The following is a 22,224-nucleotide window of genomic DNA, read 5'->3' on the forward strand; positions in this document are numbered from 1 at the left end:
TCATAAAAATAATTGCCAATAACAATTATCTTCTGCAAAATAAAGTTAATAAATGTAATTTTTATGTTTTTAAAAAGAAGAAAGGATGAATGAAGAAGTGGAAGCGAAAGCGGCATACGAAAAAGCGGCCGGGCTCTTGAATCAGTGGTACACCATGATCAAGCGCCATGAAGCGCTCCAGGCTGTATCTTTGAGATACGAGATCCGAAACCTGCTTTCTAAAATGGAGAAAAACAGAGATTTGGAGCTCTATTTTCAGCTTTTGGACTACCGCTGCAAATTGATGATGGAGCAGTTTGCAGAATCAGCCGAGCTCTTCCGGAAGATTAAAAGGCAGAAGGAAACGGTTAAGAACGCGGATGATATCATTCAGTACTATTTTTTCTTTTTTTCAGGCATGTATGAGTTTTATGAGAAAAACTATCTTGAAGCGATCAGCTGTTACAAAAAAGCGGAAATGAAGCTGCATAAACTGACCGATGAAATTGAAAAAGCGGAATTTTACTATAAAATCGCGACCGCCTACTACCAAATAGATGATCATTTCAGATCGTTGAACTACTCCGAAAAAGCGCTCTCACTTTTCAGCAAGCATAAAGAATACATAGACAAAACGATCGGGTGCGAAATGATTCTCGGGTCGGTTCAGTTTGAACTGTTCCGCATCAAACAAGCCGAGGAACACTACGGCCGGGCGCTTGATCAGGCCGTTTCCCTCCAAAACCGGCGAATCATCGGGCTGATCTATCATAATATGGGTCTGAACTACGCCAAATGCAGCATGCCGCTTTTGGCGGAAGAGCACTTTAGAAAAGCCCTTTCAATCGGTGTCCATGAGCAATCGGTCTTTGGCATTAACACCCTTTTTGAGCTGTCTCACCTCATGTACAAAAACGGTTCTCCCGAAGAAGCGAGACGTCTCTGCAAAGAGGGATTTACCAGAGCGGCCGAACAAGGAGAAGATGAATATGCGGCGAAATTCAGGCTGATTTTCGCCCTGTATGACGCGGGCCATCCGCTCGATATTGAACTTTCGCTTGAATATATGAGCGATAAACGGCTATGGCCGCATGTTGCCGAACTGACAAAAGATATAGCCGATTACTACATGAAGTCCGGCGACCATGAAAAAAGCGCGCTTTACTTGGAAAAATCGCAGCATGCCAAGAATCAAATATATAAAATGAAGGAGGAGCTCATATGAAAAAATCCATTTGTTTTTTCGCCGTCATGCTTGTTTGTCTGATAGGAGGAAGCTTCACAGCCGATTCTGCAGTACAGGACGGATCATTTCAGCCATTAGGCAAATCGGTGTTTCCTGACAGCGGACGATAGAGAAAATCTGCTGAAATAGAAATTGCCTCCCGACTTTTGCTATAATAGTCTCACCTAAAGGCAATTGAAGGGAGCAGTAACGATGACGATAAAAGAGATTTTGCCTGATGAGCTGAAAGACAGGCTTGCAAAAGGAGAAACACTGAACATTATTGACGTCAGAGAAGATGAAGAGGTAGCTGAAGGAATGATCCCTGAAGCCGTTCACATTAAAATGGGGGATATTCCTGAAAAACTCGATGTCTTCCAAAAGGAGCAGCCTTATATTTTTGTCTGCCGATCAGGCAAGCGCAGCGAAAATGTCTGCCTCTATTTGCAGGATAAAGGCTTTGATGTCACCAATATGGTCGGCGGCATGCTCGAATGGCCCGGAAACACAAAGCCGAAAACAAAATAGCGGGTCCGGCTTCTTATCTGTACAGATAAGAAGTTTTTTTATTGCAATGGATTATTACATGTCAGGAAACGTTCGGAGCGTCCTGCCGGCGACATTCAAGGTTCTTTCGCTCAGGATTTTAAGCATAACTTCGGCTGTGTGCGAATACCTTTCATTATAGAAAGGAGAGAGCGTATGCTGAAGGTGGCCGTATTTGATGAAGAACACGAAAAAGATTTGCAGCATGAGATCAATGAATTCTTAAAAAAGCTGTCGGAAGACCAGCTGGTCGATATAAAATATGACGTATCAGCCGCATGCGATCCTCAAGGCGAACAGCTTTACTGTTTTTCAGCGTTAATTTTATACAGGACATAAAAAAACAGCTCTTCAGAGAGAAGAGCTGTCAGCGTGTCGACAAACCCTCGCATTCGTTGTCAGGCCTGCTAAGTCGGTGCTCACGAATAAGGAGAAGGATCGGCGGCTAACCGCCCAGGCGTCCTGCCTGAACGCCGCCGTCATCACATCCTGTGAAAGTCAGCTTCCGATGCTCGGCCTTCCTAGACTGCAAGGGTTTTCAATCACGCTGAAAGGATGACAAAATCCCAAAACTAAAAGTCGTTTTGGGATTTGTCAACAATTTAAAACAGCTCTTCAGAGAGAAGAGCTGTTTTCGTTTATGCTTTTTTCACCCTCGGGCTTCTTGGCTTCTGGAATTTCTCAGCCTGTTTAATTTCTTTCCGCTCTTGTGACAGAGATTTATACAACGATACGAGCATGAAAATCACGACGACTGAGAACGGCAGTGCGGCCAGGATGGCGGTGTTTTGCAACGCCGATAGTCCGCCTGAATACAGAAGCGCCGCAGCCATTGCTGACTGGATGATACCCCATGATATCTTGACCGAATTCGCAGGATTCAGTGAACCGTAAGTCGTTTGCATTCCGAGAACAAATGTTGCCGAGTCTGCGGAAGTGATAAAGAATACGGCAATGAGCACCAAGGCAACGATAGATGTAATCATCGCCAGCGGATAGTGGTCAAACACGCCAAACAGCATCGTGTCTGAAGACAGTTTTGCAACGTTGAAAATCCCTTTTTGCTGAAGATCCATCGCTGAAACCCCGAAAATTGAAAACCATAGAAACGCCAGCACAGTAGGCGCAAACAAGACGGCAATCAAAAATTCCCTGATTGTGCGCCCCCTTGATACGCGGGCGATGAAAATACCGACAAACGGCGACCAGGAGATCCACCAAGCCCAGTAGAAAATCGTCCATGAATTGATCCATTCACGGCTGTCCGGATCATTAGGCGCAAGGCGGAAGCTCATTTGCACCACATTGGAGATATACGTTCCGATCGTGTCCGTAAACGAGTTCATAATCAACACCGTCGGTCCGACAAACAGCATAAAGATCATCAGGACGCCGGCCAGCACCATATTCGTGTTACTCAAGTACTTGATGCCTTTTCCGATACCGCTCCATGCGGAAATTAAGAACAGAACGGTAACGACCGCAATAATGGCCAGCTGCACCTGAAAGCTGTTCGGCACTCCGAATAGATAATGGAGTCCGCCGTTAATCTGCGTGGCGCCGATTCCGAGGCTTGTTGCTACACCGACGACGGTTGCAAAGACAGCGATACAGTCAATCCCTTTTCCAAGCGGTCCGTTGACTTTGTCGCCGAAGACCGGAAACAGCGTCGCGCTGATCAAGCCAGGCGCGTCTTTTCTGAATTTAAAGTACGCGATGCAAAGGGCAACGATCGCATAGATCGCCCAAGCATGCAATCCCCAGTGGAAAAATGTATACCTCAGAGAATCTCTAAAGGCCCGGGCTGTTTCTGTTTCACCTGATGGAGAGCTAATGGCATAATGGCTGATCGGTTCAGCCGCGCCATAAAATACGAGACCAATGCCCATACCTGCGCTAAAAAGCATGGCAAACCAAGATAATCGAGAGAATTCAGGTTTTTCTTCAGGTTTCCCTAATCTGATCTTTCCGATCGGACTGAAGATCAAAAAGATGCTGAATGCGACAAACAGAGAAACCACCAATAAGTAATACCATCCGAGTGTGTTCGTAACATAACCTTGAATCGAAGTCGTTAACGCCTGAAGGTTATCCGGAGCAACGATTCCCCATAATACAGCTGCTGCTGTGATAACAATCACAATCCAAAAAACGCTTGAAATATTTTTCAAAATCATCCTCACCCTCTAATCATTTTTCGTCCTTACTCCCATCATTATGTTTAGTATGAGTTGCACATATAAAATTCATTCTCTCTCAGGAAGTTTGACCTAGCTTCCCCTATTACCCCACAATCAGGTGAAACAAAACTCTTTAACCGTAACATACTTTTCAAAAAAGGCACAAGTCTCAGCACTGCGCTGAAACTCTGCCATTCCACGTTTGTCAAGGGTTTGGAGCAATTTTATTTTTTTCTTCGGCAAAGCGAAAATTCGCCCGCATTCATGCCTGCAAGTCTGCCTGTGACAAGCGCGGATGTGATATTATACCCGCCCGTATAGCCGTGAATATCGAGGATTTCCCCGCAGAAATAAAGTCCTTCCTTTTTTTTAGACGCCATTTTTTTCGGATCGATTTCTTTTACGGAAACCCCTCCTCCGGTCACAAAGGCTTTGTCAAGCGAAAGAGTGCCGTTCACGTTGACGGTAAACTCTTTACAGTCTTTGACGAAAGCTCTGAAACGGTCTTTGGAAAGGGATGAAAACGTTTCAGAAGGATCAATCTTGTTGCGCTCAAGAAGAAACAGCAGATACCTTTCCTGCATCCAAGGCTTCAGCATGTTTTTGAGTGATTTTTTCGGAGCGTCCTTTAATTCTTTATGCATGTTTTGAAAAAGCTGTTCTTCGTGAATGTCAGGGAACAAGTCGATTTTCAGTCTGACTTTTTCCTGCTTTTTCAACTCTTTGACGACAAATTGGCTGCACCGGAGGACAGCGGGCCCAGAAAGTCCAAAATGGGTAAAAATCATATCCATTTGGTGGGTGATGACCGGTTTTCCTTTTTTGTTCAATACGCTGAGGGCGACGTTTCTCAATGATAGGCCCTGCAAAGTTTTCTGCTTGATAAAAGGCTCGTCAGACGTAACCGGAACTTCTGTCGGGAACAGTTCCGTAATCGTATGGCCGGCTTTTTCCGCCCATTCATAGCCGTCTCCGGTCGATCCCGTATGGGGGACGCTTTTCCCGCCGACAGCGATAACGACAGATCCCGCTCCAATTTCTTCGCCGCTGCCTGTCACGATCCCGCACGCTTTTTCTTCATTGTATAGGACAGTTTTCACTTTTTCGTTTGTCCGCACGCTTACATGAAGCTGTTCAAGCCTTGTTAAAAGTGCATCCACTACGCTCTGCGCCTTGTCGGAGACAGGAAACATTCTTCCGTGATCTTCTTCTTTCAGCTGGACGCCCAGGCGCTCAAAAAATTTGATGATGTCCTCGTTGTTAAATTCAGAAAAAGCGCTGTACAAAAAGCGTCCGTTTCCGGGAATATGCCGGATGATCTCATCAACCGGCAAGCGGTTCGTCACATTGCATCGTCCGCCTCCCGAAATGGCAAGCTTGCGGCCGAGTTTGTTTCCTTTGTCAATCAAAAGAACGTCCGCCCCCTGTTCACCGGCCGCGATGGCGGCCATCAGCCCGGAGGGGCCTCCGCCGATGACGATGACATCAAAATACTTCATACCAATATCCTCAACTTTCCTGTCTTGTAGAGCCTGCATGCTGTGCAGGCGGGGCGGATTGCATCAGATAACATCCGCGCTCCATCTTCTTATTATAACGAAAGAACGGCAGAATGAAAAAACGTTAAAACATGGGGATGTTAAAATTTAGCCATGTTATTATTACCTGAGTAATACGCCTGTATGTTAAAATAGAAAAGTTGAATCTATTGAAGAAAAATGGTGATTGGGAACATGTCAAGCAAACTGTTAAGAGGCACCTTTGTATTAACGCTTGGTACCTATATTTCAAGGATCCTCGGAATGATTTATTTGATTCCGTTCGGAGCTATGGTCGGTGCCACCGGCGGTGCCCTGTTCCAGTACGGTTATAATCAATATACGATTTTTTTAAGCATTGCGACCATGGGGTTTCCGGCGGCCGTGTCCAAGTTTGTTTCAAAGTATAACTCGATGGGCGATTATGAAACAACGAGAAGGATGCTGCGCGCCGGAATGTCGATGATGCTCGTCACAGGCATCATTGCTTTCTCCATTCTATATTTGTCCGCCCCGTTTTTTGCGGAGATGGCCCTCGGCGGAACAGAAAACAACGGGCTGACGATTGAACATGTCGTGTATGTCATTCGCATGGTCAGTCTCGCTTTACTTGTTGTGCCGATCTTGGCGCTGATCAGAGGCTTTTTCCAAGGTCACCAGATGATGGGGCCGACAGCCGTTTCACAGGTCGTTGAACAAATTGCCAGAATCGTCTTTCTATTAACGGCTACTTATTTGGTGATCAAAGTATTAGACGGCGGGCTTGTCGTCGCTGTCGGCTATGCGACTTTTGCGGCTTTGATCGGCGCATTCGCGGGGCTGTTCACGCTTTATTTTTCCTGGCAGAAAAGAAAAGGAGCGCTTTTGGCGCTGAAGCCGAACCTTGTTCCTTCCGCCAATATTACGTACCGGCAGATGTTTAAAGAGCTGTTCAGCTATGCCGCTCCTTACGTCTTTGTCGGGCTGGCGATACCGCTTTACCAGTACATTGATACGAATACGTTTAATAAAGCGATGATTGCAGCCGGCTATCAAAACATCAGCCAGGATTTGATGGCGATCGTGACGCTGTACGTGCCAAAGCTTGTGATGATTCCGGTATCTCTCGCGACGGCATTCGGCCTGACATTGATCCCGGCGGTGACTGAAAACTATACCAACAAAGATTTCCCTGCATTAAACAAACAGATTGATCAGGCGATGCAGATCATTCTCTTCATCGTGCTTCCTGCATCAGTCGGTATGGCTCTTTTATCGGGTCCGGTTTACACGTTCTTTTATGGCTCGGAAAGCCTGCTCCCTGAAATGGGACGAGATATTTTGTTCTGGTACGCGCCCGTGGCGCTGTTATTCTCGCTCTTCACTGTCAACGCTGCGATTTTGCAGGGGGTAAACAAGCAGAAATTTGCGGTTGTCAGCCTGATGATCGGGATTGTGATCAAAATCGCGCTTAACGTTCCGCTCATCAAGCTGTTTCAAGGAAGCGGATCGATTTTGGCAACGGCGCTCGGCTATTCAGCGTCACTCCTATACGGATTTATTATGATTAAACGCCATGCCGGCTATTCGTATCGCAAACTGTTTAAACGGTTTTTGCTGATGCTGATCCTGACGGCGGTCATGGGCATCATGTTGCTGCTTGTCCAGGCGCTTCTCAGTCTGTTTATTTCATATGAAGGCGGGCAGATCAAATCTGCTGTCGTCATTTTCATCACAACTGCGGTCGGCGGATCAGTTTACCTGTACTTGGCTTACCGTGTGAAACTGCTCGAAAAAATCTTCGGTCAGCGGTTGAATCGCTTTTTCAAAAGAAAGGCCTCCTAAAAAGGGCTTTTCTTTTTATGCAAAAAAAGGGAGTGTCTTCATGAGATTGGATAAACTGTTGTCAAACAGCGGCTACGGGTCGAGAAAAGAAGTCAAAAAAATGCTGAAAAACGGCGCGGTGCGCGTCAATGATCAACTGATCAAAGACGCAAAAGAGCATGTAGACCCGGAATCAGACGACATCACGGTTTACGGCGAACCCGTCGTTTATCAGGAATTTATTTACTTGATGATGAACAAGCCGCAAGGAGTGCTGTCAGCGACAGAAGACAGCCGCCAGGAAACGGTTGTCGATTTGCTCGATCCGGAGCTGCTGAGGTTTGAGCCGTTTCCGGTCGGAAGGCTTGACAAGGATACCGAGGGGCTGCTGCTTTTGACGAATGACGGACAGTTGGCACACCAGCTTTTATCGCCGAAAAAACACGTGCCTAAAACGTATGAAGTACATGTCGATAAGCCGATTGATCAGGCGTCTCTCGATCAGCTTGAAAAAGGGGTCGATATCGGTGAAGGATATGTCACAAAACCGGCTGAAGCGTCGCTTTTGGAAAGCGAAAACGGCGTGGAACGTTTGCTTTTGACAATAACGGAAGGGAAATTTCATCAGGTTAAAAGAATGCTGAAGGAGGTCGGCCATGACGTCATCTATTTAAAGCGGCTGAAAATGGGGGATGTCGATCTTGATGAAGAGCTTTTGCCGGGGGAATACAGAGAGCTCTCTGAACACGAGCTTGCCGCATTGCAAAACAAAAAGACACTCTGATTCGTCGAGTGCCTGTAGAGCTGGTTTATGGGGCATCAAACTTCATCGGGTTTGATGCTTTTTATGTTTGATGGCTGTCCTATATGATATTCAGCGCTAAAGTTCAATTTTTCAGAATATTGCTATGAGGAGATTTTCACTTTTTTTCTTGTAGTCTCCCATTTGCCTCTGCTCGGGCTGTGTACTAGATCGTTGTATGCCAACACATTCAGATCACGCTGGATTGTTCTCGGTGTAGTGCCAAATTCATCAACCAGTTCCTGGGTTGTAACGAGTCCTTTTTCTTGTATGAACATGTAGACTGATTTGATCCTGGTTAGCATTCGGTTTGTTGAAGGTTTCAAACAACCACTCCCTATCGTATGATCGAATGGACTTGACTACCACAACTTACGACTCCAAAATGCAGCATGGACGGTTAGCGACCATTTCTTGAAAATGATCAATAAATATTATACACGATCTCTTTGCCAAATATCCAGAAAAAAGCCGGAGCCAAATTTATGTAAAAATGAAAATCGTGAGCAGAACATGCAGTACGATCACGTTTTTTGCTAGAAAAAATTTTAAACTTTTTCTAGCTTCATACGTAATAAAAGAGAGGTGGTAAAGATGATGAAATTAAAAGTGCATATCGAAAAATCCGGTTATGAAGAAAAGGAATCGGCGATCGAAAATATATCGTTTGCTGTGGGAGAAGGCGAGCTTGTCGGATTAATCGGACCGAATGGAGCGGGGAAAAGCACGACAATTAAAACGATACTCGGTTTAACAAGGCATATGGCCGGGCAGATTGAATGGCCTGAAACGTCGAACTATGCATACATACCTGAACAGCCCAGTTTTTACGACGAATTGACTTTATGGGAGCATATCACGGCTTTAGGGACGTTTTTGCAGGAGGACGAGTCCTCGTTTTTGCCGAGGGCGAATCGGCTCATCGAGCGATTCTCGCTCGAGCATGCGCTTCACGATTATCCGGGAAGCTTTTCGAAAGGGATGCAGCAAAAGCTGATGCTGATCCATGCTTTTCTCATGCGGCCTGATCTATATATTATAGATGAACCGTTTATCGGGCTCGATCCGATCGCAAGCCGCCTCTTTTTGGATATGCTGAAAGAAGAGCAGAAGCGGGGAGCGGGTATTTTGCTTTGTACGCATGTGCTGGATACCGCCGAGAAGATCTGTGACCGTTTTTTGCTGATTTCAAATGGCCGTCTGATGCTGGAGGGTACGCTCGAAGAGCTGCGGGAGAAAACCGGCCTTTCGGATGGCTCGCTGCTTGACTGCTTTTACTTTGCTGTAAAGGGCGCGCCCGCATGAGCGGCCGGGCGCTGTTTATCAGCAGGCTGAAGGCGGACTGTCTTTATCAGCTCCGGATCATCAAACTGGTCATCGACTGGACGGTTGCGCTGTATATTGTGCTGCCTGCGGCTGGAATCGGCGTTTATCAATATATTAAATGGCTGAATGAAGGGGCATTTGCTTACGGATGGCAGGCCGGATTGATTGTGCTGGCTCCTGCCGTTTTTACGCTGTTTGGGTCTGTGAGGACATTTTTAATGGAAGCCGATCAGCTTTATTTGTTGCAAAAAAAGACACTCGTGTTGGACATGAAAAGGTGCGGCTATTTATATTGTCTGATTGTCCAGTTTTGCAAATGGCTGTTTACGGCGGCCGTGTTTACTCCTCTGTTCGTCAGACAATTTGGGGTTGAACTGCCTGCTTGTCTCGCCGTATTCTTTTTTTATTTCTGTCTCAATTTCTTGATCACCGTCTTGAAGAGACGGAACATCGGATGGCAGTACAAGCTGAAACACCGGGTACTGAACGCCGGACTGATCTTTTTCGTGTGGCTGTCGGCTTGTGCAGTTGTTTTGTTGTTTTCCTGGCCGGTTGTGCTCTTGATCGGCCTGGTGCTGCCTGCGGCCGCGGTGAAGACCGCAGGCGGCATTCTCGGAAACATGTATCTATTTTATGAAGAGGTTGAATTTGATAACAGAAGAAAGCTGAGACTAGCAAAATTTTTCCTGTCGCTGAACCTGGATGGAAGCGTGCCGAAGCCGGGGAAACGAGGAGCGAAAAAGCCGCGGCTGTTCTTTAAAAAATCTCAGAACATCTTTAAAGCCCGTACAGTGCAAAATGGCCTAATGGAAATCTTTTTTAAAGTGATGCTGCGCCATCCGGACTATAAAAGACAGCTTATGCAAATGATCGGCATTTTTACGGCGCTGATAATGGTTGGGCCGGTCTGGATGAAAGCAGGCGCCCTCCTGGTTTTTGTCTTCGCTTATCGAAGTCTGTTGTCCGTCCATTTTGATAAGGTGATGGAACGCGTTTTTTTGCTGGGGGCAGACAAAGAAAGCGACGCTTTTTATGAGGCCAGGCGGAATGCCATTAACTGGCTTTTCTATCCGGGATTGATCTGGTGCTGCCTCGTCATCGCGCTCAGCCTGATGCTGAAAACCCCGTCTTTTTAAAAAAGACGGGGTTCAGTTGTTTAATGCCCTTCCAAAAAGAAGAGGTGTATGAAAAAGAGAACGGCAAACACGAGGACAAGCGGATGAATCTCGCGCCATTTGCCTTTCGCGGCTTTGACAATCGGATAAGAAATAAACCCGAGGGAAATGCCTGTCGCAATAGATGATGTCAGCGGCATTGTCAAAATGACGAGAAAGGCCGGGAATGCTTCGTCAAGCTCTTTCCAGCGAATGTTGGTGACAGCGCCGATCATCATGCTTCCTACAATGATCAATGCCGGCGACGTAATCGCTGAGATCCCGGAGACCGCGCTCACAAGCGGGCTGAAAAACAGCGCCGCTCCGAAAAGCACAGCGACTGTTAAAGACGTAAGCCCTGTTCTTCCGCCTGCGGCCACCCCTGCGGATGATTCGATATAAGCGGTAGTCGGGCTTGTCCCGAACATTGCGCCGATCGTCGTCGCTGTCGAATCGGCAAGAAGGGCTTTTCTTGCATTCGGCAGTTTGTTGTTTTTCATGAGTCCGGCTTGCTCGGCGACACCGATCATCGTTCCTGTCGTATCAAAAATCGTGACGAGCAGAAACGAGAAGACAACCGAATAAAGGCCGTAGTGGATGACATCGCCAAAAGCGGCGAAAGGGTTTGTGACGATCAGTTTTTCCGGCAGATGAGGCATTGACAGAATCCCTTTGGTAAACTCAAGCTGGCCGGTAAAAAAGGCGATCAGACCGGTTAAGATCATACCGAAAAATAGAGCGCCGTTCACATTCATGACCATCAAAACGACGGAGAAAGCCAAGCCGATTAGCGCCAGGATCACTCCGGGCGAGTGCAGATTGCCGAGCCCGACCAAATTGGATTCATTGGCGGTAATGATTCCGGCTCCTCTCAGACCGACAAAAGCGATAAACAATCCGATTCCGGCGGTAATCCCGTATTTTAGATTGGCCGGAATGGCTTCGATCAGTTGTTTTCTAAGAGGTGTTAGCGATAAGATAATAAAGAGGATACCGGCCGCGAAAACAGCGCTGAACGCTGTCTGATAAGAAATTTCGCCGTTGGACGAGCCGACGACTGACACTGCAAAATACGCGTTCAGTCCCATCCCGGGTGCGATCGCGATCGGAAAGTTGGCGGCAAGCGCCATCCAAAGCGTTCCGACGACTGCGGCGATGATTGTGGCAGTGAACACTTGATCAAACGGGACGCCTGTGCCGGAAAGGATACTCGGGTTGACCACGACGATATAAACCATTGTAAAGAAGGTTGTAATACCGGCCAGGATTTCTTTTTTGACTGTGGTTTGGTTTTCTTTTATGTTAAACATCATTTCCTCCAATAACGAACATTATAGCAAAACAATATCTATATTATTCGTTATCGGGTGTTTTTGCAAGGGTTTTTGGCTAAACTGAAAAAAGAAGGGGCGAAATTATGAACTGGGAACAGGAAGTGTTAAAAAGACGGAATGAGATCGTAGAGGATATTCAAGGTTTTTTAAAAATCAACAGCGTCCTTGATGAAGAGAAGGCGGGTCCGGGCCGGCCGTTTGGAAAAGGAATTCAAGAATGCCTGACAGCGCTTCTCAATAAAGGGGAAGAAAGCGGGTTTACGGTCAAAAATCTTGACGGGTATGCAGGCCATATCGAATGGGGGAAAGGCGAGGAGATCATCGGCGTGCTTTGCCATATTGATGTCGTTCCGCCCGGAGACGGCTGGACGAGCGATCCGTTTGCTGCAGAAATCAGAGACGGCCGCATCTATGCAAGGGGAGCGCTTGATGATAAAGGGCCGACAATGGCCGCGTATCATGCTTTAAAAATTGTCAAAGACTCCGGCCTCCCATTATCAAAGCGAATCAGAATGATTATCGGCACTGATGAAGAAAGCGACTGGCGCTGTGTGGAGCATTATTTTAAACACGAAGAGATGCCTTCGGCAGGTTTTGCGCCTGATGCTGATTTTCCGATTATCTATGCGGAAAAAGGCTTGATTGACGCAGCTTTAAAAATTGAAACTGATCAGGCGGAAACAGGTGCGGACTTAATATTGGAGACTTTCCGGTCCGGCCGGCGTCTGAACATGGTGCCTGATGACGCCGAAGCCGTCCTGGCGGGGGCTGCCCCGTCAGGTTTTGAAGAGTCATTTGTCCGGTTTGTAAAAGAAAAGCGCGCAGAAGGGCGTATTCTTCAAGAAGGCGGCAGACTGACATTAACCGCGTACGGTAAATCAGCTCACGCCATGGAGCCTAATAACGGTGTCAATGCCGGTCTTATTTTGGCCGAGTTTTTACATACCCAATCCCTTGACAGAGCCGGGCTCCAGTTTGTTCAAACGGTTAGCGGGGCTTTTGCCGGAGATACGAGAGGGAAAAAGATCGGCATCGGTTGCCGCGATGACATCAGCGGAGAGCTGACGTTGAATGTCGGCCGGCTGCAGTATGAACAGGAAAAAGGCGGAGAAGCCCATATTAACATCCGCTATCCTGTGACTGAAGAGAGCGATCGGGTGAAATCCGGGCTTTCGCAAATAAAGGGCGCCCGGCTGGTGAGCTTTAAAGACAGCAAGCCCCATCATGTAGCAAAAGACCATGAGCTGATCAAAACGCTGCAGCGGGTCTATGAGGAGCAGACAGGGGAAACGGCACAATTAATTTCTATCGGCGGGGCGACATATGCACGGTCACTGGAAGCCGGCGTCGCGTTTGGCCCGCTGTTTCCAGGCCGGCCCGATGTTGCCCATCAGAAAGACGAGTATATGGAAATTGATGATCTGCTGAAGGCTGTATCGATTTATGCACAGGCTATTTATGAATTGGCGAAGTAGTAAAGAGAGTGATGACATGAGTCATAAGCGAGGCGTAATATTTGAAATCCCGAACGGGTACGGGCGCTTTCTTCTCGATATGCTGAAGCCGGTTGATCCGGCCTGCTTCAATTGGCTGCTTGCCGATGGCGAATGCTATCTCGTGCAAAACGGTGAATTGTCAGATGAAAATCTTTTTCCTCAAGATCCGCAGGTGATGACAGGAGAAGCATTTAAAAAAAGGCTGGAAGACGCAAGATACTATCTCATCTTCGCCGATCTGAAGGCTTTTCCGAAGGATGGCCATCCCGAAGATGTCAGCACATATGAATCATATATGAAAAGCAGCTGCGAGCTGATTGTGCTTACAGCTGATTCGAGTTTTGTCACGATATACTGCAAAGATCAAAAAAAGCTGGATCTTCTGTATCAAAACGCAAAGGACTGCGGTTTCAAGCATATTGAATATATAACGGATCACAACGATGCCAGGACAGGGATGCATGTATAGCACAACAAAGACGGCCGCTCTATAGAGCGGCTTTTTTGCTGAAAAACATTGCTGTTTTCAGGGATAACGAATATAGTAAAGGTGCGTACAGGCGTCCGAGAGGAGAGGGGCTTTTTGAAGCAGGAAAAGGAATTGCTACATGTGAAGAAACGGTTTTATTCATTTTACTTTTTGTTCTTTTTCGGGTACGGGGCATTTTATCCGCTTCTTTCCGTGTATTTAAAAGATGCCGTTCATTTGTCAGGCGGGCAAATCGGCCTGATCTTGTCGATCAGCCCCGTTGTCATGATTTTCATCCAGCCTGTCTGGGGAATCATGAGCGATTTAACGAGAAAGCCTACCGTGCTTTTGACTATTGCTTTACTGTCGACGGCTTTATTTGCCTTCCTGTTCTCACTATTCAAATCATATGAATGGCTGCTTCTTGCGATGATTTTTCTTGCTGTATTTCAAAGCGCCATCGTCCCGCTGTCCGACAGCATCGCGGTCAGTTTTTCGGAAAAATCAAAAATCCCCTACGGATCGATTCGGCTGTGGGGCGCCCTCGGCTTTGCCGCCGCCGTTTTTGTGATGGGAAGGCTTGCTGAAATGTTTCATCTTTCCGTTATTTTTTATACGTTTACTTTGTTCCTGATCGCTTCAGCTTTATTCGCTCACAGGCTTCCGAAAGAAAATAAAGCGATGAAGGTCGATTTGAAGAGCGGGATCAGAGAGTTATTCAAAATCAAAAAGTATTTGATCTTTTTGCTTGCCGCCTTTTTGATGATGGGACCTACACTTGCCCATAACATTTATTTTGGCATCTATATCAATGAAATCGGGGGCACGCTTGCGGGAGTGGGGATCGCGTTTTTGGTCGCTGCCGGCAGTGAAGCGCCTTTTATGAAAGCCGCGAACCGCTTGATTCAGCGGTTTGGAATTGAAAGGGTGCTGCTGTTTGCGGTTTTCATTTCCTCGCTTCGCTGGGTTTTTTACTACATCATGCCGTCGCTGCCGTTCGTTTATGCGACATGTATCGTACAAGGCTTTTCGATCGGACTGTTTATTCCGGCCGCGCTGCAATACGTAAGAAAGCTGGCACCCGGTCATTTGGGCGCTACAGCGATCAGTATGTACACAGCTGTCGGTAATGGTTTTGGCAACTGGTTTTGTACATTTGCCGGCGGGTTGATTTATGAACGCTATTCAGCGCTGTCCGTCTATTTGTTCTTCGGCGTTTTATCCTCTCTATCTTTCCTGTTGTTCGTGATGATCAATGTCTTTTCAAAAAAGACGGCAGCCGTGCAGACATCGGTTTCTTCATAAAAAAAGCCTGATTTCAGAACAGAAATCAGGCTTTCCTCTCTTAATCAAATTGAAATAAATCGCTTGATAAATAGCGTTCCCCTGTATCGGCTGTCATGCAGACGACCACTTTGCCGGGATGGAGCTTCTTGGCCGTTTCAACTGCGGCGAAGCAAGCGGCCCCAGAAGAAGGGCCGACAAGGATTCCTTCTTCCCGCGCTAATCTGCGCGTCATCTCATAGGCTTCTTCGTCCTTGATCTTTAAGATTTCGTCATAGACGTTTTCGTTTAAAATATTTGGAATAAATCCCGGACTTGTCCCGACAAGCTTGTGCTTTCCCGGTTTGCCCCCGGATAAAACAGGCGACCCTGCAGGTTCTGCCACATGAATGGTTATGCCCGGAAATAACGCTTTCAGCTTTTCGCCTGTCCCGGTAATCGTTCCCCCTGTTCCTGCTGTTGCAACAAATGCGGCGAGCGGTTTGCCGATTTTTTCTATTGCCCGGGCAATTTCCAGAGCGGTTGATCTCCGGTGAGCCTCCGGATTGGCTTCATTATCAAACTGCATCGGAATAAAGCTGCCCGGGATTTCCAGAGCGAGCTCCTGCGCTTTTTTGATGCTGCCCGGCATTCTTTCATCCCCCGGCGTCAGGACGACCTCAGCCCCGTACGCTTTCAGAAGATTGATCCGCTCCTTTGTCATCGTATCAGGCATGACAAGGATGGCTTTGTAGCCCCTTGCCGCCGCGTTCATCGCAAGGCCGATGCCGGTGTTTCCGCTCGTCGGTTCGATGATGGTTGAACCCGGTTTCAGCAGGCCTTTTTCTTCGGCATCCACAATCATTTGGTAGGCCGCGCGGTCTTTCACGCTTCCGCTCGGATTAAAAGATTCAAGCTTGATATAAACTTGGGCCGCGTTTTCGGGCTGAACGCGGTTCAACTTGACAAGGGGTGTTTCCCCGATTAATTCTGCAATATTGTGAACGGCTTTCACGGCTGTGCCCCCTTTCTAAAAAACATGATTCTGTCAATATCCTATCATAAGGCCTCGGAAAGTGGAAAATAGAGAGGTTATAAGTCCTTATATTTTTTGTTAAAATATAGAGAAGACGAATGAGGAGGAAGCCATACATATGTCAGTCAAACCGCATTATTTTATTGGAATTCCAATTCCGGCGGAGCTTAGTGAGCCGCTTTATCGAACAGTCAGCAGCCGTCCGGAATTTTCTTTTCATAGATGGGTGCATCCTTTGGATTACCACATCACCCTCGTGTTCCTCGGCTCTGCTGACGAAGAGCAGCTGGCTATGCTTGCTGACAGCCTCAAGCTGATATCTGATGAGACGGCTCCGTTTCAGATTGCCTTGAAACGTTTCGGAACGTTCGGCAAGCCGTCGGAACCGAGAATTCTTCATGCAGAACCGGAATACTCAGCCGCTCTCTTTCACGTGAGGGAACGGGTGAAGCATGCTGCAGATGCGGCGGGATTTGAAATTGAAAAACGGCCTTTTCATCCACATGTGACGGTCGCCAGAAAGTGGAATGGATCGGCCTCTTTTAACGGCCGCCTGGAGCCTCTTGTAGACGCGGTGTCTTTTACGGCCGGGCATTTCACCATCTTTCAAACTCATTTAGACAGGCTTCCCAAATATGAGCATCAAGCCGTTTTCCATTTCGGTGAACGGCCGGCTGCAGAAAAGCAAGATTCGGAGATGAACGCAGATGGCACAGATTATTAAAATACAGGATTGTATTTCAAGGTATGAACAGGATCCTTATCATTATATCAACCAGTTTATCCGCTTGAAAAAGCAGCGCTGGCAGTCAATTAAAGAGATGGCTGAGAAAAAGAAAGACAGCCTTCATTACGATAAAGGAGCCGCCGATGATGAAACGGTCGGAAAAAGAAAGAAGACATTTACATTAAAGAGAAAAAAAGAAGCATCCGATATTAATAAAGGAAAAGAAGCCGATGAATGGTTTAACGGACTGGACGGAGAAACGGATGAAAGCTTGATCGCAAGAATTCCTGCGGCAGGGGAGGAACTCGTGTCGTTTTTCAAAGAATACGTATACGAGTTTCAGCTGAAATGGGCAAGCTCGACAATCTCTGACATATCCAGGCTTTCCCGGGAAATAAAAAGCGATAAAATCCTGCACATTTTGGCAAAGCAGCTGCCGGATTCATATTTCATCATGTATCGGCCGGTGCTGCAGGTGAATCAGGCTGCGATAGAGCTCAGCGTCTTGATTCTCACGCCTCTTGAGATCTGCTGTATATCATTTCTCGAAGGCGAGAAGGACAGCGCATTTATCGGTTCCAAAGATCGTTTTTGGAAAGAAAAAACGGTAAGGGGCAAGGAACGGTCACTATTAAATCCGGCTGTCGAACTTCTCAGGACAGGCACGGTTCTTTCCGGCTTGTTAAAGGGATCGGGGATTGAACTGCCTGTGCGCAAAGTCATTGTCAGCCGGACATCGTATATCGATTATCCGGAACCTCCTTACGGAATCGACATTTGCGACAAAAGACATTGGAAAGAGTGGCTGGAGAAGCAGCAAAAGAACTTAGCCCCGATTAAAAGCCAGCAGCTGAAAACGGCGAAAATTCTGTTGTCGCACGGCGTCTCCGACTCGATGCGGAGACAGGAATGGCTGAGCTGACCGCCAGAACGTTATCCCGGCTTTTTCATACTATAAAATGGAGAATGGAATCATGAGCGATTGGTATATCATCATAAATCCAAAGGCGGGAAATGCGACGGCCTTCAGAGTATGGAAATCATTGCAGAAAGACCTTCAAAAGGCAAATATATCGTACCGCTCATTTATGACCCAGCATCCCGGGCATGCTGAAGTTTTGGCAAGGCAAATATCAACGATGCAGGATGACAGGCTGAAGCGTCTGCTTGTGATCGGCGGGGACGGAACCGTCCATGAAGTGCTCAACGGCTTAGTCAGCTTGCGGGACATTCAGCTGAGCGTCATCCCGTCGGGCTTAAATAATGATTTTAAACGCGGCTTTGCCGTGAAAAAATCGAATGTCATCAAGGAAATGAAGCGAAAAGGGCAATCGCTGACCCGGACATATGCCCTCGGAAGCTTTCATACGAAAGACAGTGAAAACGAACTTTATTTTGCCAATCATCTCAGCCTAGGATTTGATGCCTGCGCCGTCAAAAAGACGACTGCTTTGCCGAAATGGACGGCTGCTCTCAGGCTGAATCATGTGATTCAGCCGCTGATTTTCTTTGTTACGGCGTTTACGTTTAAACCGTTTGTTCTTTCGTATGAGAACGGGGATGACAAGCGTACGTTTAAAAAAATCTGGTTTGCGTCGGTTTCAAATCACCCCTACTATGGCGGAGACATGAAGGTAGCACCGAACGCGAATCCGCGGGATGAGTTTTTAGACGTGATCATTATTGAAGACCGCTCCGTCCTGAAAAAAGCCGGCCTCTTGTTTGCGATGATATTCGGCAAACACATCGGCAAAAACGGTGTTACGGCGTTTAAGACGAAAGAAATTTATTTTCATACGAATGAGCGGGTGCTCTTTCAAGCGGATGGAGAGGTGATCGGCTGGGCCCCCGTTTTCATCAAAACAGGGACCGAATCTCTTCGGTTAAGAGCATAAATCTTTCGAATGAAGGAGAGACTGAGATGCCGGGTATCAGCCGCCCTTTTGAAGCTTATCTCGATGAAATGAGAACGATCACTGTTTTAGTTCCGAAGAGCCGCGCGTCAAGCTGCAGCCCCCCTTTTCTGCTTGAAGATGATCAAGGAGAGAGGATAGAGCTTTCGGTAAAAGCGACGGAGGAGCTTGGGGAGAAATTCAAGTATGTTCTCGAAAGCAGCCGCCTCGTTCCATTCGGAAGAGTTCATAAAGTATGGTGTGAAGAAAGCGTTTGGACAGACCTGCAAATCGGTTCTGTTACGCGAAGTGCGGCGTTTGACAAGGCTTTTTTTTATGACGGCCGTCTCGGCGCTTTTTATTCACACGAGCGTACTTTATTTAAGGTATGGGCGCCGACCGCGAGTACGGCAGCGATCGAGCTGGAGAGCCCTGATTCGCTTCAAACAAATACTTTTCAAATGATGCGCAGAGAAAAGGGTGTTTTTGAGGTAACGGTCGAAGGCGATCTGAACGGCTGGTCCTATTTATATAAGCTTTATGTAAACGGGATGCCGTTATTGACAGTCGATCCTTATGCGAAAGCTGTTACGGTAAACGGGGAAAAGGGCGTTGTAATAGATCCTGAGGAAGTCAAAGTGGAAAAATACCGTGCGCCAAGCCTTCACAGTCCGTGTGATGCGGTTATATATGAGGTTCACATCCGCGACTTTTCGATTCATGAAGACAGCGGTATGCGCCATAAAGGCAAATATCTTGCTTTTACAGAGGACGGAACTGAAACGTCCGGCGGCTTCTCAACGGGAATTGCCTATTTGAAAGAGCTCGGCGTTACCCACATCGAGGTTCTGCCCTTTCACGATTTTGCCGGAGTTGATGAGCTGTCACCTGACCAATCTTATAATTGGGGCTATAACCCTATTCACTTTAATGCTCCGGAAGGAAGCTATTCGCTCGATCCGCAGAACCCCAAAAGCAGAATCACCGAGCTGAAAACGATGATTCAGACGCTGCACAAACACGGCTTCTCCGTGATCATGGATGCGGTATATAATCATGTGTACAAGAGGGAAACGTCCCCCTTTGAAAAAACGGTTCCCGGGTATTTTTTCAGACATAATGAATACGGTTTTCCAGCCGACGGAACAGGCGTCGGAAATGACATTGCTTCTGAGCGGCTGATGGTGCGAAAATATATTCTCGATTCTGTCCGCTATTGGCTTGAAGAATATGATGTCGACGGAATTCGTTTTGATTTAATGGGCATTCTTGATATTGAAACCGTTCGCCAAATCAGTAGGCTTGCCGAGAATGTGAAGCCGGGCGCGCTCCTGTTCGGAGAAGGCTGGGATTTAAATACCCCGCTTGAAAGCGGGCAAAAAGCAACATTGCAAAATGCCGGAAAAGTTCCGGCGGTCGGCTTTTTTAATGATCGGTTCAGAAACGCAGTCAAAGGGAGTACATTTGAGCTTAGTGACCGCGGGTATGCTTTAGGGGACACAGGGAAAAAAGCTGAGCTTCAACATGGAATTGCCGGCTCACCGGGATTCTTGCCGCCGCCACAGTCAATCAATTATGTGGAATGCCATGACAATCATACGTTTTGGGATAAGATGGCCTTCTGTTCGGAAGAAGATGCCTGCACAAAACGGCTCAGGCAAAGGCTCGCGCTGTCGATCGTCCTGCTTTCGCAAGGCGTTCCGTTTCTTCATGCCGGGCAGGAATTTTGCCGAACAAAGAATGGGGACAGCAACAGCTACAGGTCGGGAGATGGCATCAACTTGCTCGATTGGGAAAAGCGGGCGGAGCTTTGCGAGGATGTCGAATATGTGCGCCGGCTGATCCGGCTGCGGAGAAGCCATCCCGCCTTTCGTCTGCAAAAAGAGGAGGAAGTCAAGGAACATCTTTCTTTTATGAGCGGTACAGGAGAGGTGACGGCATACAAGCTCAAGAACATTGCAGCATTTGATTCCTGGAACGAAATCATAGTGGTGCATTGTCCGTCTGCAAAAAAGGAAACGCTCGAGCTGCCCGCTCAGAAACAGTACTTGCTGCACTGCGATCCTTTTACGTTTTTAAATGGGAAGGTTCAAGCGGAAAAAAGGCTTCGGCTGAACGGCATCGGAACCTACGTTCTATATGAACCAAAAGGGATTTTTTAGTTTTGCTTGACGAAGTTTGGCGTCTAGCGCTAAAATTTAAAAGACGGCTATTGTTTAGCACAAATGACTCTCAATAGCCGTCTTTTTATTTGAATATAAAGAGACGACAATACAAGCGGTTTGCTGCCCGCTCTAGGGAGCAGATGCTTTTTAAAATCTTTTAATGAAATGATGGGTTGAAAATCGATATGAACTGGTTGGGACAATTACTAGGTAGCGAATGGGAGATTTCCCCCGCAGGAGGAGCTACAGGAGACGCATATTATGCAGAACATAATGGACAGCAGCTTTTTTTAAAGCGCAACAGCTCTCCTTTTTTGGCTGTCCTGTCCGCGGAAGGAATTGTTCCTAAGCTCGTTTGGACAAAACGAATGGAAAACGGGGATGTGATTACAGCACAGCACTGGCTCAAGGGAAGAGAACTGAAGCCGAAGGATATGAACAGCCAGGCGGTGGCTGAGATGCTTCGGAAAATTCACAGCTCCAAAGAGCTTTTAGACATGCTGAAGAGACTCGGCAAACAGCCTTTTCAGCCAAGCTCTGTAATCACTCAATTGAAGCAGTTTATCCAGGCCCGGCAATATCCGATACCGCAGCTTGACCAAGCCCTTTTGTATCTGGAGCACCATCTCGAAGATGTACAGTCCGGAGAAAAGGTCGTCTGTCACTGCGATGTGAATCATAACAATTGGCTTCTTACAGATCAGAACCAGCTTTATTTAATCGATTGGGATGGAGCGATGATTGCAGACCCCGCGATCGATCTGGGGCCGCTTCTTTATCATTACGTTGAAGAGCGGGAATGGGGAAGCTGGCTGGAACGCTACGGCTCTTCGTTAACGGACAATCTCAGGCTGAGAATGGCCTGGTACGTATTGGCGGAAAAAGCAATGACAACGCTCTGGCAAAAAGCGAAAGGCAATCAGGAAGGCTTTCACCAAGGGCTGGAACAGCTTCACGTATTAATGAAGCGTCTCGCCGGGACTTCATGAAAATGAGTCGATATCTTCCACCCATTGCGTGAGATGATCCTGGTGTTCCTGAATGTGGCTGTTGATCGAAGCGGACGATTTTCCCCTCTGGCTGTACAAATAAATGTCTTCGAGAACGCCTTTCAGGCCGGCGTCAAGATTCGTATTTGCCATTAAAGACTTGATAATCCGCTCCACCTGTTCGCACTCAGCGACGGTTCCGGTGCAGTCTGCCTGATGGTCTGAGAGAATGTCTTTTAATAGATGAATCTGATTTTGCTGATTTAAGCCCATAATATTGGCACTTCCCTTCATTCTCGG

General features: G+C 47.1%; 22 protein-coding genes. 16 read left to right on the forward strand and 6 right to left on the reverse strand.

Annotation, left to right across the window (positions count from 1 at the left end; genetic code table 11):
* Positions 1-85: 85 nt before the first annotated feature.
* The 4 genes from QMZ64_RS18005 (at position 86) to QMZ64_RS18020 (ending at position 2,089) form a co-directional block, all read left to right on the forward strand.
* Positions 86-1,204: a response regulator aspartate phosphatase gene (locus QMZ64_RS18005; RefSeq protein ID WP_205689324.1), complete on the forward strand. Its 1,119-nt coding sequence runs from the start codon at positions 86-88 to the stop codon at positions 1,202-1,204.
* On the forward strand, positions 1,201-1,335 hold the full coding sequence (locus QMZ64_RS18010) for a hypothetical protein (protein WP_265625904.1): 135 nt from the start codon (positions 1,201-1,203) through the stop codon (positions 1,333-1,335). The genes QMZ64_RS18005 and QMZ64_RS18010 overlap by 4 nt, the downstream gene beginning before the upstream one ends.
* Before the next feature lie 82 nt (positions 1,336-1,417).
* On the forward strand, positions 1,418-1,732 hold the full coding sequence (locus QMZ64_RS18015; protein WP_265625905.1) for a rhodanese-like domain-containing protein: 315 nt from the start codon (positions 1,418-1,420) through the stop codon (positions 1,730-1,732).
* 174 nt (positions 1,733-1,906) lie between these two features.
* Positions 1,907-2,089 carry a sporulation protein Cse60 gene (locus tag QMZ64_RS18020; RefSeq protein ID WP_003184510.1) on the forward strand — a complete coding sequence of 61 codons (183 nt, stop codon included), beginning with the start codon at positions 1,907-1,909 and terminating at the stop codon, positions 2,087-2,089.
* A 299-nt stretch (positions 2,090-2,388) separates the two neighbouring features.
* On the opposite strand, the gene opuD is transcribed toward QMZ64_RS18020, so the two are convergent.
* Both opuD and QMZ64_RS18030 read right to left on the reverse strand, forming a co-directional pair.
* Positions 2,389-3,924 carry a glycine betaine transporter OpuD gene (gene opuD / locus QMZ64_RS18025; RefSeq protein WP_265627908.1) on the reverse strand — a complete coding sequence of 512 codons (1,536 nt, stop codon included), beginning with the start codon at positions 3,922-3,924 and terminating at the stop codon, positions 2,389-2,391.
* A gap of 230 nt (positions 3,925-4,154) precedes the next feature.
* A complete protein-coding gene (locus QMZ64_RS18030; RefSeq protein ID WP_301441502.1) occupies positions 4,155-5,429 on the reverse strand; it encodes a BaiN/RdsA family NAD(P)/FAD-dependent oxidoreductase in 1,275 nt (424 codons plus the stop codon).
* A 234-nt stretch (positions 5,430-5,663) separates the two neighbouring features.
* Here QMZ64_RS18030 and QMZ64_RS18035 point away from each other — a divergent pair, with 234 nt between their 5' ends.
* Positions 5,664-7,292, forward strand: coding sequence for a putative polysaccharide biosynthesis protein (locus QMZ64_RS18035; RefSeq protein WP_243942588.1), 1,629 nt, complete (start codon positions 5,664-5,666; stop codon positions 7,290-7,292).
* Positions 7,293-7,332: 40 nt separating this feature from the next.
* The gene (locus QMZ64_RS18040; RefSeq protein WP_265625906.1) at positions 7,333-8,055 is read left to right on the forward strand and encodes a pseudouridine synthase; all 723 of its coding nucleotides are present in this window, start codon (positions 7,333-7,335) and stop codon (positions 8,053-8,055) included.
* A 122-nt stretch (positions 8,056-8,177) separates the two neighbouring features.
* Here QMZ64_RS18040 and QMZ64_RS18045 read toward each other — a convergent pair whose 3' ends face one another.
* Complete coding sequence (locus QMZ64_RS18045) at positions 8,178-8,399, reverse strand: DeoR family transcriptional regulator (protein ID WP_003184500.1); 222 nt, start codon at positions 8,397-8,399, stop codon at positions 8,178-8,180.
* 268 nt (positions 8,400-8,667) lie between these two features.
* Here QMZ64_RS18045 and QMZ64_RS18050 point away from each other — a divergent pair, with 268 nt between their 5' ends.
* Positions 8,668-9,378 carry an ABC transporter ATP-binding protein gene (locus tag QMZ64_RS18050; protein ID WP_265625908.1) on the forward strand — a complete coding sequence of 237 codons (711 nt, stop codon included), beginning with the start codon at positions 8,668-8,670 and terminating at the stop codon, positions 9,376-9,378.
* Positions 9,375-10,535, forward strand: coding sequence for an ABC transporter permease (locus QMZ64_RS18055; protein WP_265625909.1), 1,161 nt, complete (start codon positions 9,375-9,377; stop codon positions 10,533-10,535). Before QMZ64_RS18050 ends, QMZ64_RS18055 begins: the two co-directional genes overlap by 4 nt.
* A gap of 20 nt (positions 10,536-10,555) precedes the next feature.
* Here QMZ64_RS18055 and QMZ64_RS18060 read toward each other — a convergent pair whose 3' ends face one another.
* Positions 10,556-11,863, reverse strand: a complete 1,308-nt coding sequence (locus QMZ64_RS18060) for an NCS2 family permease (RefSeq protein WP_243942595.1) — start codon at positions 11,861-11,863, stop codon at positions 10,556-10,558.
* 107 nt (positions 11,864-11,970) lie between these two features.
* Here QMZ64_RS18060 and pepV point away from each other — a divergent pair, with 107 nt between their 5' ends.
* The 3 genes from pepV (at position 11,971) to QMZ64_RS18075 (ending at position 15,157) form a co-directional block, all read left to right on the forward strand.
* Positions 11,971-13,362 (forward strand): dipeptidase PepV, encoded by a 1,392-nt coding sequence (gene pepV / locus QMZ64_RS18065; protein WP_265625911.1) that lies wholly within the window; start codon positions 11,971-11,973, stop codon positions 13,360-13,362.
* 16 nt (positions 13,363-13,378) lie between these two features.
* Positions 13,379-13,852 carry a DUF2691 family protein gene (locus tag QMZ64_RS18070; protein ID WP_265625912.1) on the forward strand — a complete coding sequence of 158 codons (474 nt, stop codon included), beginning with the start codon at positions 13,379-13,381 and terminating at the stop codon, positions 13,850-13,852.
* A 114-nt stretch (positions 13,853-13,966) separates the two neighbouring features.
* Complete coding sequence (locus QMZ64_RS18075) at positions 13,967-15,157, forward strand: MFS transporter (RefSeq protein ID WP_265625913.1); 1,191 nt, start codon at positions 13,967-13,969, stop codon at positions 15,155-15,157.
* Between the two features lie 40 nt (positions 15,158-15,197).
* On the opposite strand, the gene cysK is transcribed toward QMZ64_RS18075, so the two are convergent.
* A complete protein-coding gene (cysK, locus tag QMZ64_RS18080) occupies positions 15,198-16,130 on the reverse strand; it encodes a cysteine synthase A (protein WP_265625914.1) in 933 nt (310 codons plus the stop codon).
* Between the two features lie 139 nt (positions 16,131-16,269).
* On the opposite strand from cysK, the gene thpR reads away from it, so the two are divergent.
* The 5 genes from thpR (at position 16,270) to QMZ64_RS18105 (ending at position 21,924) form a co-directional block, all read left to right on the forward strand.
* Positions 16,270-16,875: an RNA 2',3'-cyclic phosphodiesterase gene (gene thpR / locus QMZ64_RS18085; RefSeq protein ID WP_265625916.1), complete on the forward strand. Its 606-nt coding sequence runs from the start codon at positions 16,270-16,272 to the stop codon at positions 16,873-16,875.
* Positions 16,859-17,800, forward strand: coding sequence for a hypothetical protein (locus QMZ64_RS18090; protein ID WP_301441503.1), 942 nt, complete (start codon positions 16,859-16,861; stop codon positions 17,798-17,800). The genes thpR and QMZ64_RS18090 overlap by 17 nt, the downstream gene beginning before the upstream one ends.
* Positions 17,801-17,852: 52 nt before the next feature.
* Positions 17,853-18,773: a YegS/Rv2252/BmrU family lipid kinase gene (locus QMZ64_RS18095; RefSeq protein WP_265625917.1), complete on the forward strand. Its 921-nt coding sequence runs from the start codon at positions 17,853-17,855 to the stop codon at positions 18,771-18,773.
* Positions 18,774-18,799: 26 nt separating this feature from the next.
* Positions 18,800-20,932, forward strand: a complete 2,133-nt coding sequence (gene pulA / locus QMZ64_RS18100; RefSeq protein ID WP_265625918.1) for a type I pullulanase — start codon at positions 18,800-18,802, stop codon at positions 20,930-20,932.
* A 188-nt stretch (positions 20,933-21,120) separates the two neighbouring features.
* Complete coding sequence (locus QMZ64_RS18105; protein WP_165427814.1) at positions 21,121-21,924, forward strand: phosphotransferase family protein; 804 nt, start codon at positions 21,121-21,123, stop codon at positions 21,922-21,924.
* Here the strand turns inward: QMZ64_RS18105 and QMZ64_RS18110 are convergent.
* Complete coding sequence (locus tag QMZ64_RS18110; RefSeq protein ID WP_075751912.1) at positions 21,919-22,197, reverse strand: YtzH-like family protein; 279 nt, start codon at positions 22,195-22,197, stop codon at positions 21,919-21,921. The genes QMZ64_RS18105 and QMZ64_RS18110 overlap by 6 nt on opposite strands.
* Positions 22,198-22,224: the final 27 nt, after the last annotated feature.

It is taken from the genome of Bacillus sp. LB7, from assembly GCF_030449715.1.
In the GTDB taxonomy this organism is placed as follows: domain Bacteria; phylum Bacillota; class Bacilli; order Bacillales; family Bacillaceae; genus Bacillus; species Bacillus paralicheniformis.

Bases quoted from the DNA above. Each gene is read 5' to 3' on its own strand.
- QMZ64_RS18010 (WP_265625904.1), top strand. From the start codon at position 1,201: ATGAAAAAATCCATTTGTTTTTTCGCCGTCATGCTTGTTTGTCTGATA.
- QMZ64_RS18030 (WP_301441502.1), bottom strand. From the start codon at position 5,429: ATGAAGTATTTTGATGTCATCGTCATCGGCGGAGGCCCCTCCGGGCTG.
- QMZ64_RS18040 (WP_265625906.1), top strand. From the start codon at position 7,333: ATGAGATTGGATAAACTGTTGTCAAACAGCGGCTACGGGTCGAGAAAA.
- QMZ64_RS18095 (WP_265625917.1), top strand. From the start codon at position 17,853: ATGAGCGATTGGTATATCATCATAAATCCAAAGGCGGGAAATGCGACG.
- QMZ64_RS18005 (WP_205689324.1), top strand. From the start codon at position 86: ATGAATGAAGAAGTGGAAGCGAAAGCGGCATACGAAAAAGCGGCCGGG.
- QMZ64_RS18090 (WP_301441503.1), top strand. From the start codon at position 16,859: ATGGCACAGATTATTAAAATACAGGATTGTATTTCAAGGTATGAACAG.
- QMZ64_RS18055 (WP_265625909.1), top strand. From the start codon at position 9,375: ATGAGCGGCCGGGCGCTGTTTATCAGCAGGCTGAAGGCGGACTGTCTT.
- QMZ64_RS18110 (WP_075751912.1), bottom strand. From the start codon at position 22,197: ATGGGCTTAAATCAGCAAAATCAGATTCATCTATTAAAAGACATTCTC.
- pulA (WP_265625918.1), top strand. From the start codon at position 18,800: ATGCCGGGTATCAGCCGCCCTTTTGAAGCTTATCTCGATGAAATGAGA.
- QMZ64_RS18070 (WP_265625912.1), top strand. From the start codon at position 13,379: ATGAGTCATAAGCGAGGCGTAATATTTGAAATCCCGAACGGGTACGGG.
- QMZ64_RS18015 (WP_265625905.1), top strand. From the start codon at position 1,418: ATGACGATAAAAGAGATTTTGCCTGATGAGCTGAAAGACAGGCTTGCA.
- thpR (WP_265625916.1), top strand. From the start codon at position 16,270: ATGTCAGTCAAACCGCATTATTTTATTGGAATTCCAATTCCGGCGGAG.
- pepV (WP_265625911.1), top strand. From the start codon at position 11,971: ATGAACTGGGAACAGGAAGTGTTAAAAAGACGGAATGAGATCGTAGAG.
- QMZ64_RS18035 (WP_243942588.1), top strand. From the start codon at position 5,664: ATGTCAAGCAAACTGTTAAGAGGCACCTTTGTATTAACGCTTGGTACC.
- QMZ64_RS18105 (WP_165427814.1), top strand. From the start codon at position 21,121: ATGAACTGGTTGGGACAATTACTAGGTAGCGAATGGGAGATTTCCCCC.
- QMZ64_RS18020 (WP_003184510.1), top strand. From the start codon at position 1,907: ATGCTGAAGGTGGCCGTATTTGATGAAGAACACGAAAAAGATTTGCAG.
- QMZ64_RS18060 (WP_243942595.1), bottom strand. From the start codon at position 11,863: ATGTTTAACATAAAAGAAAACCAAACCACAGTCAAAAAAGAAATCCTG.
- QMZ64_RS18050 (WP_265625908.1), top strand. From the start codon at position 8,668: ATGATGAAATTAAAAGTGCATATCGAAAAATCCGGTTATGAAGAAAAG.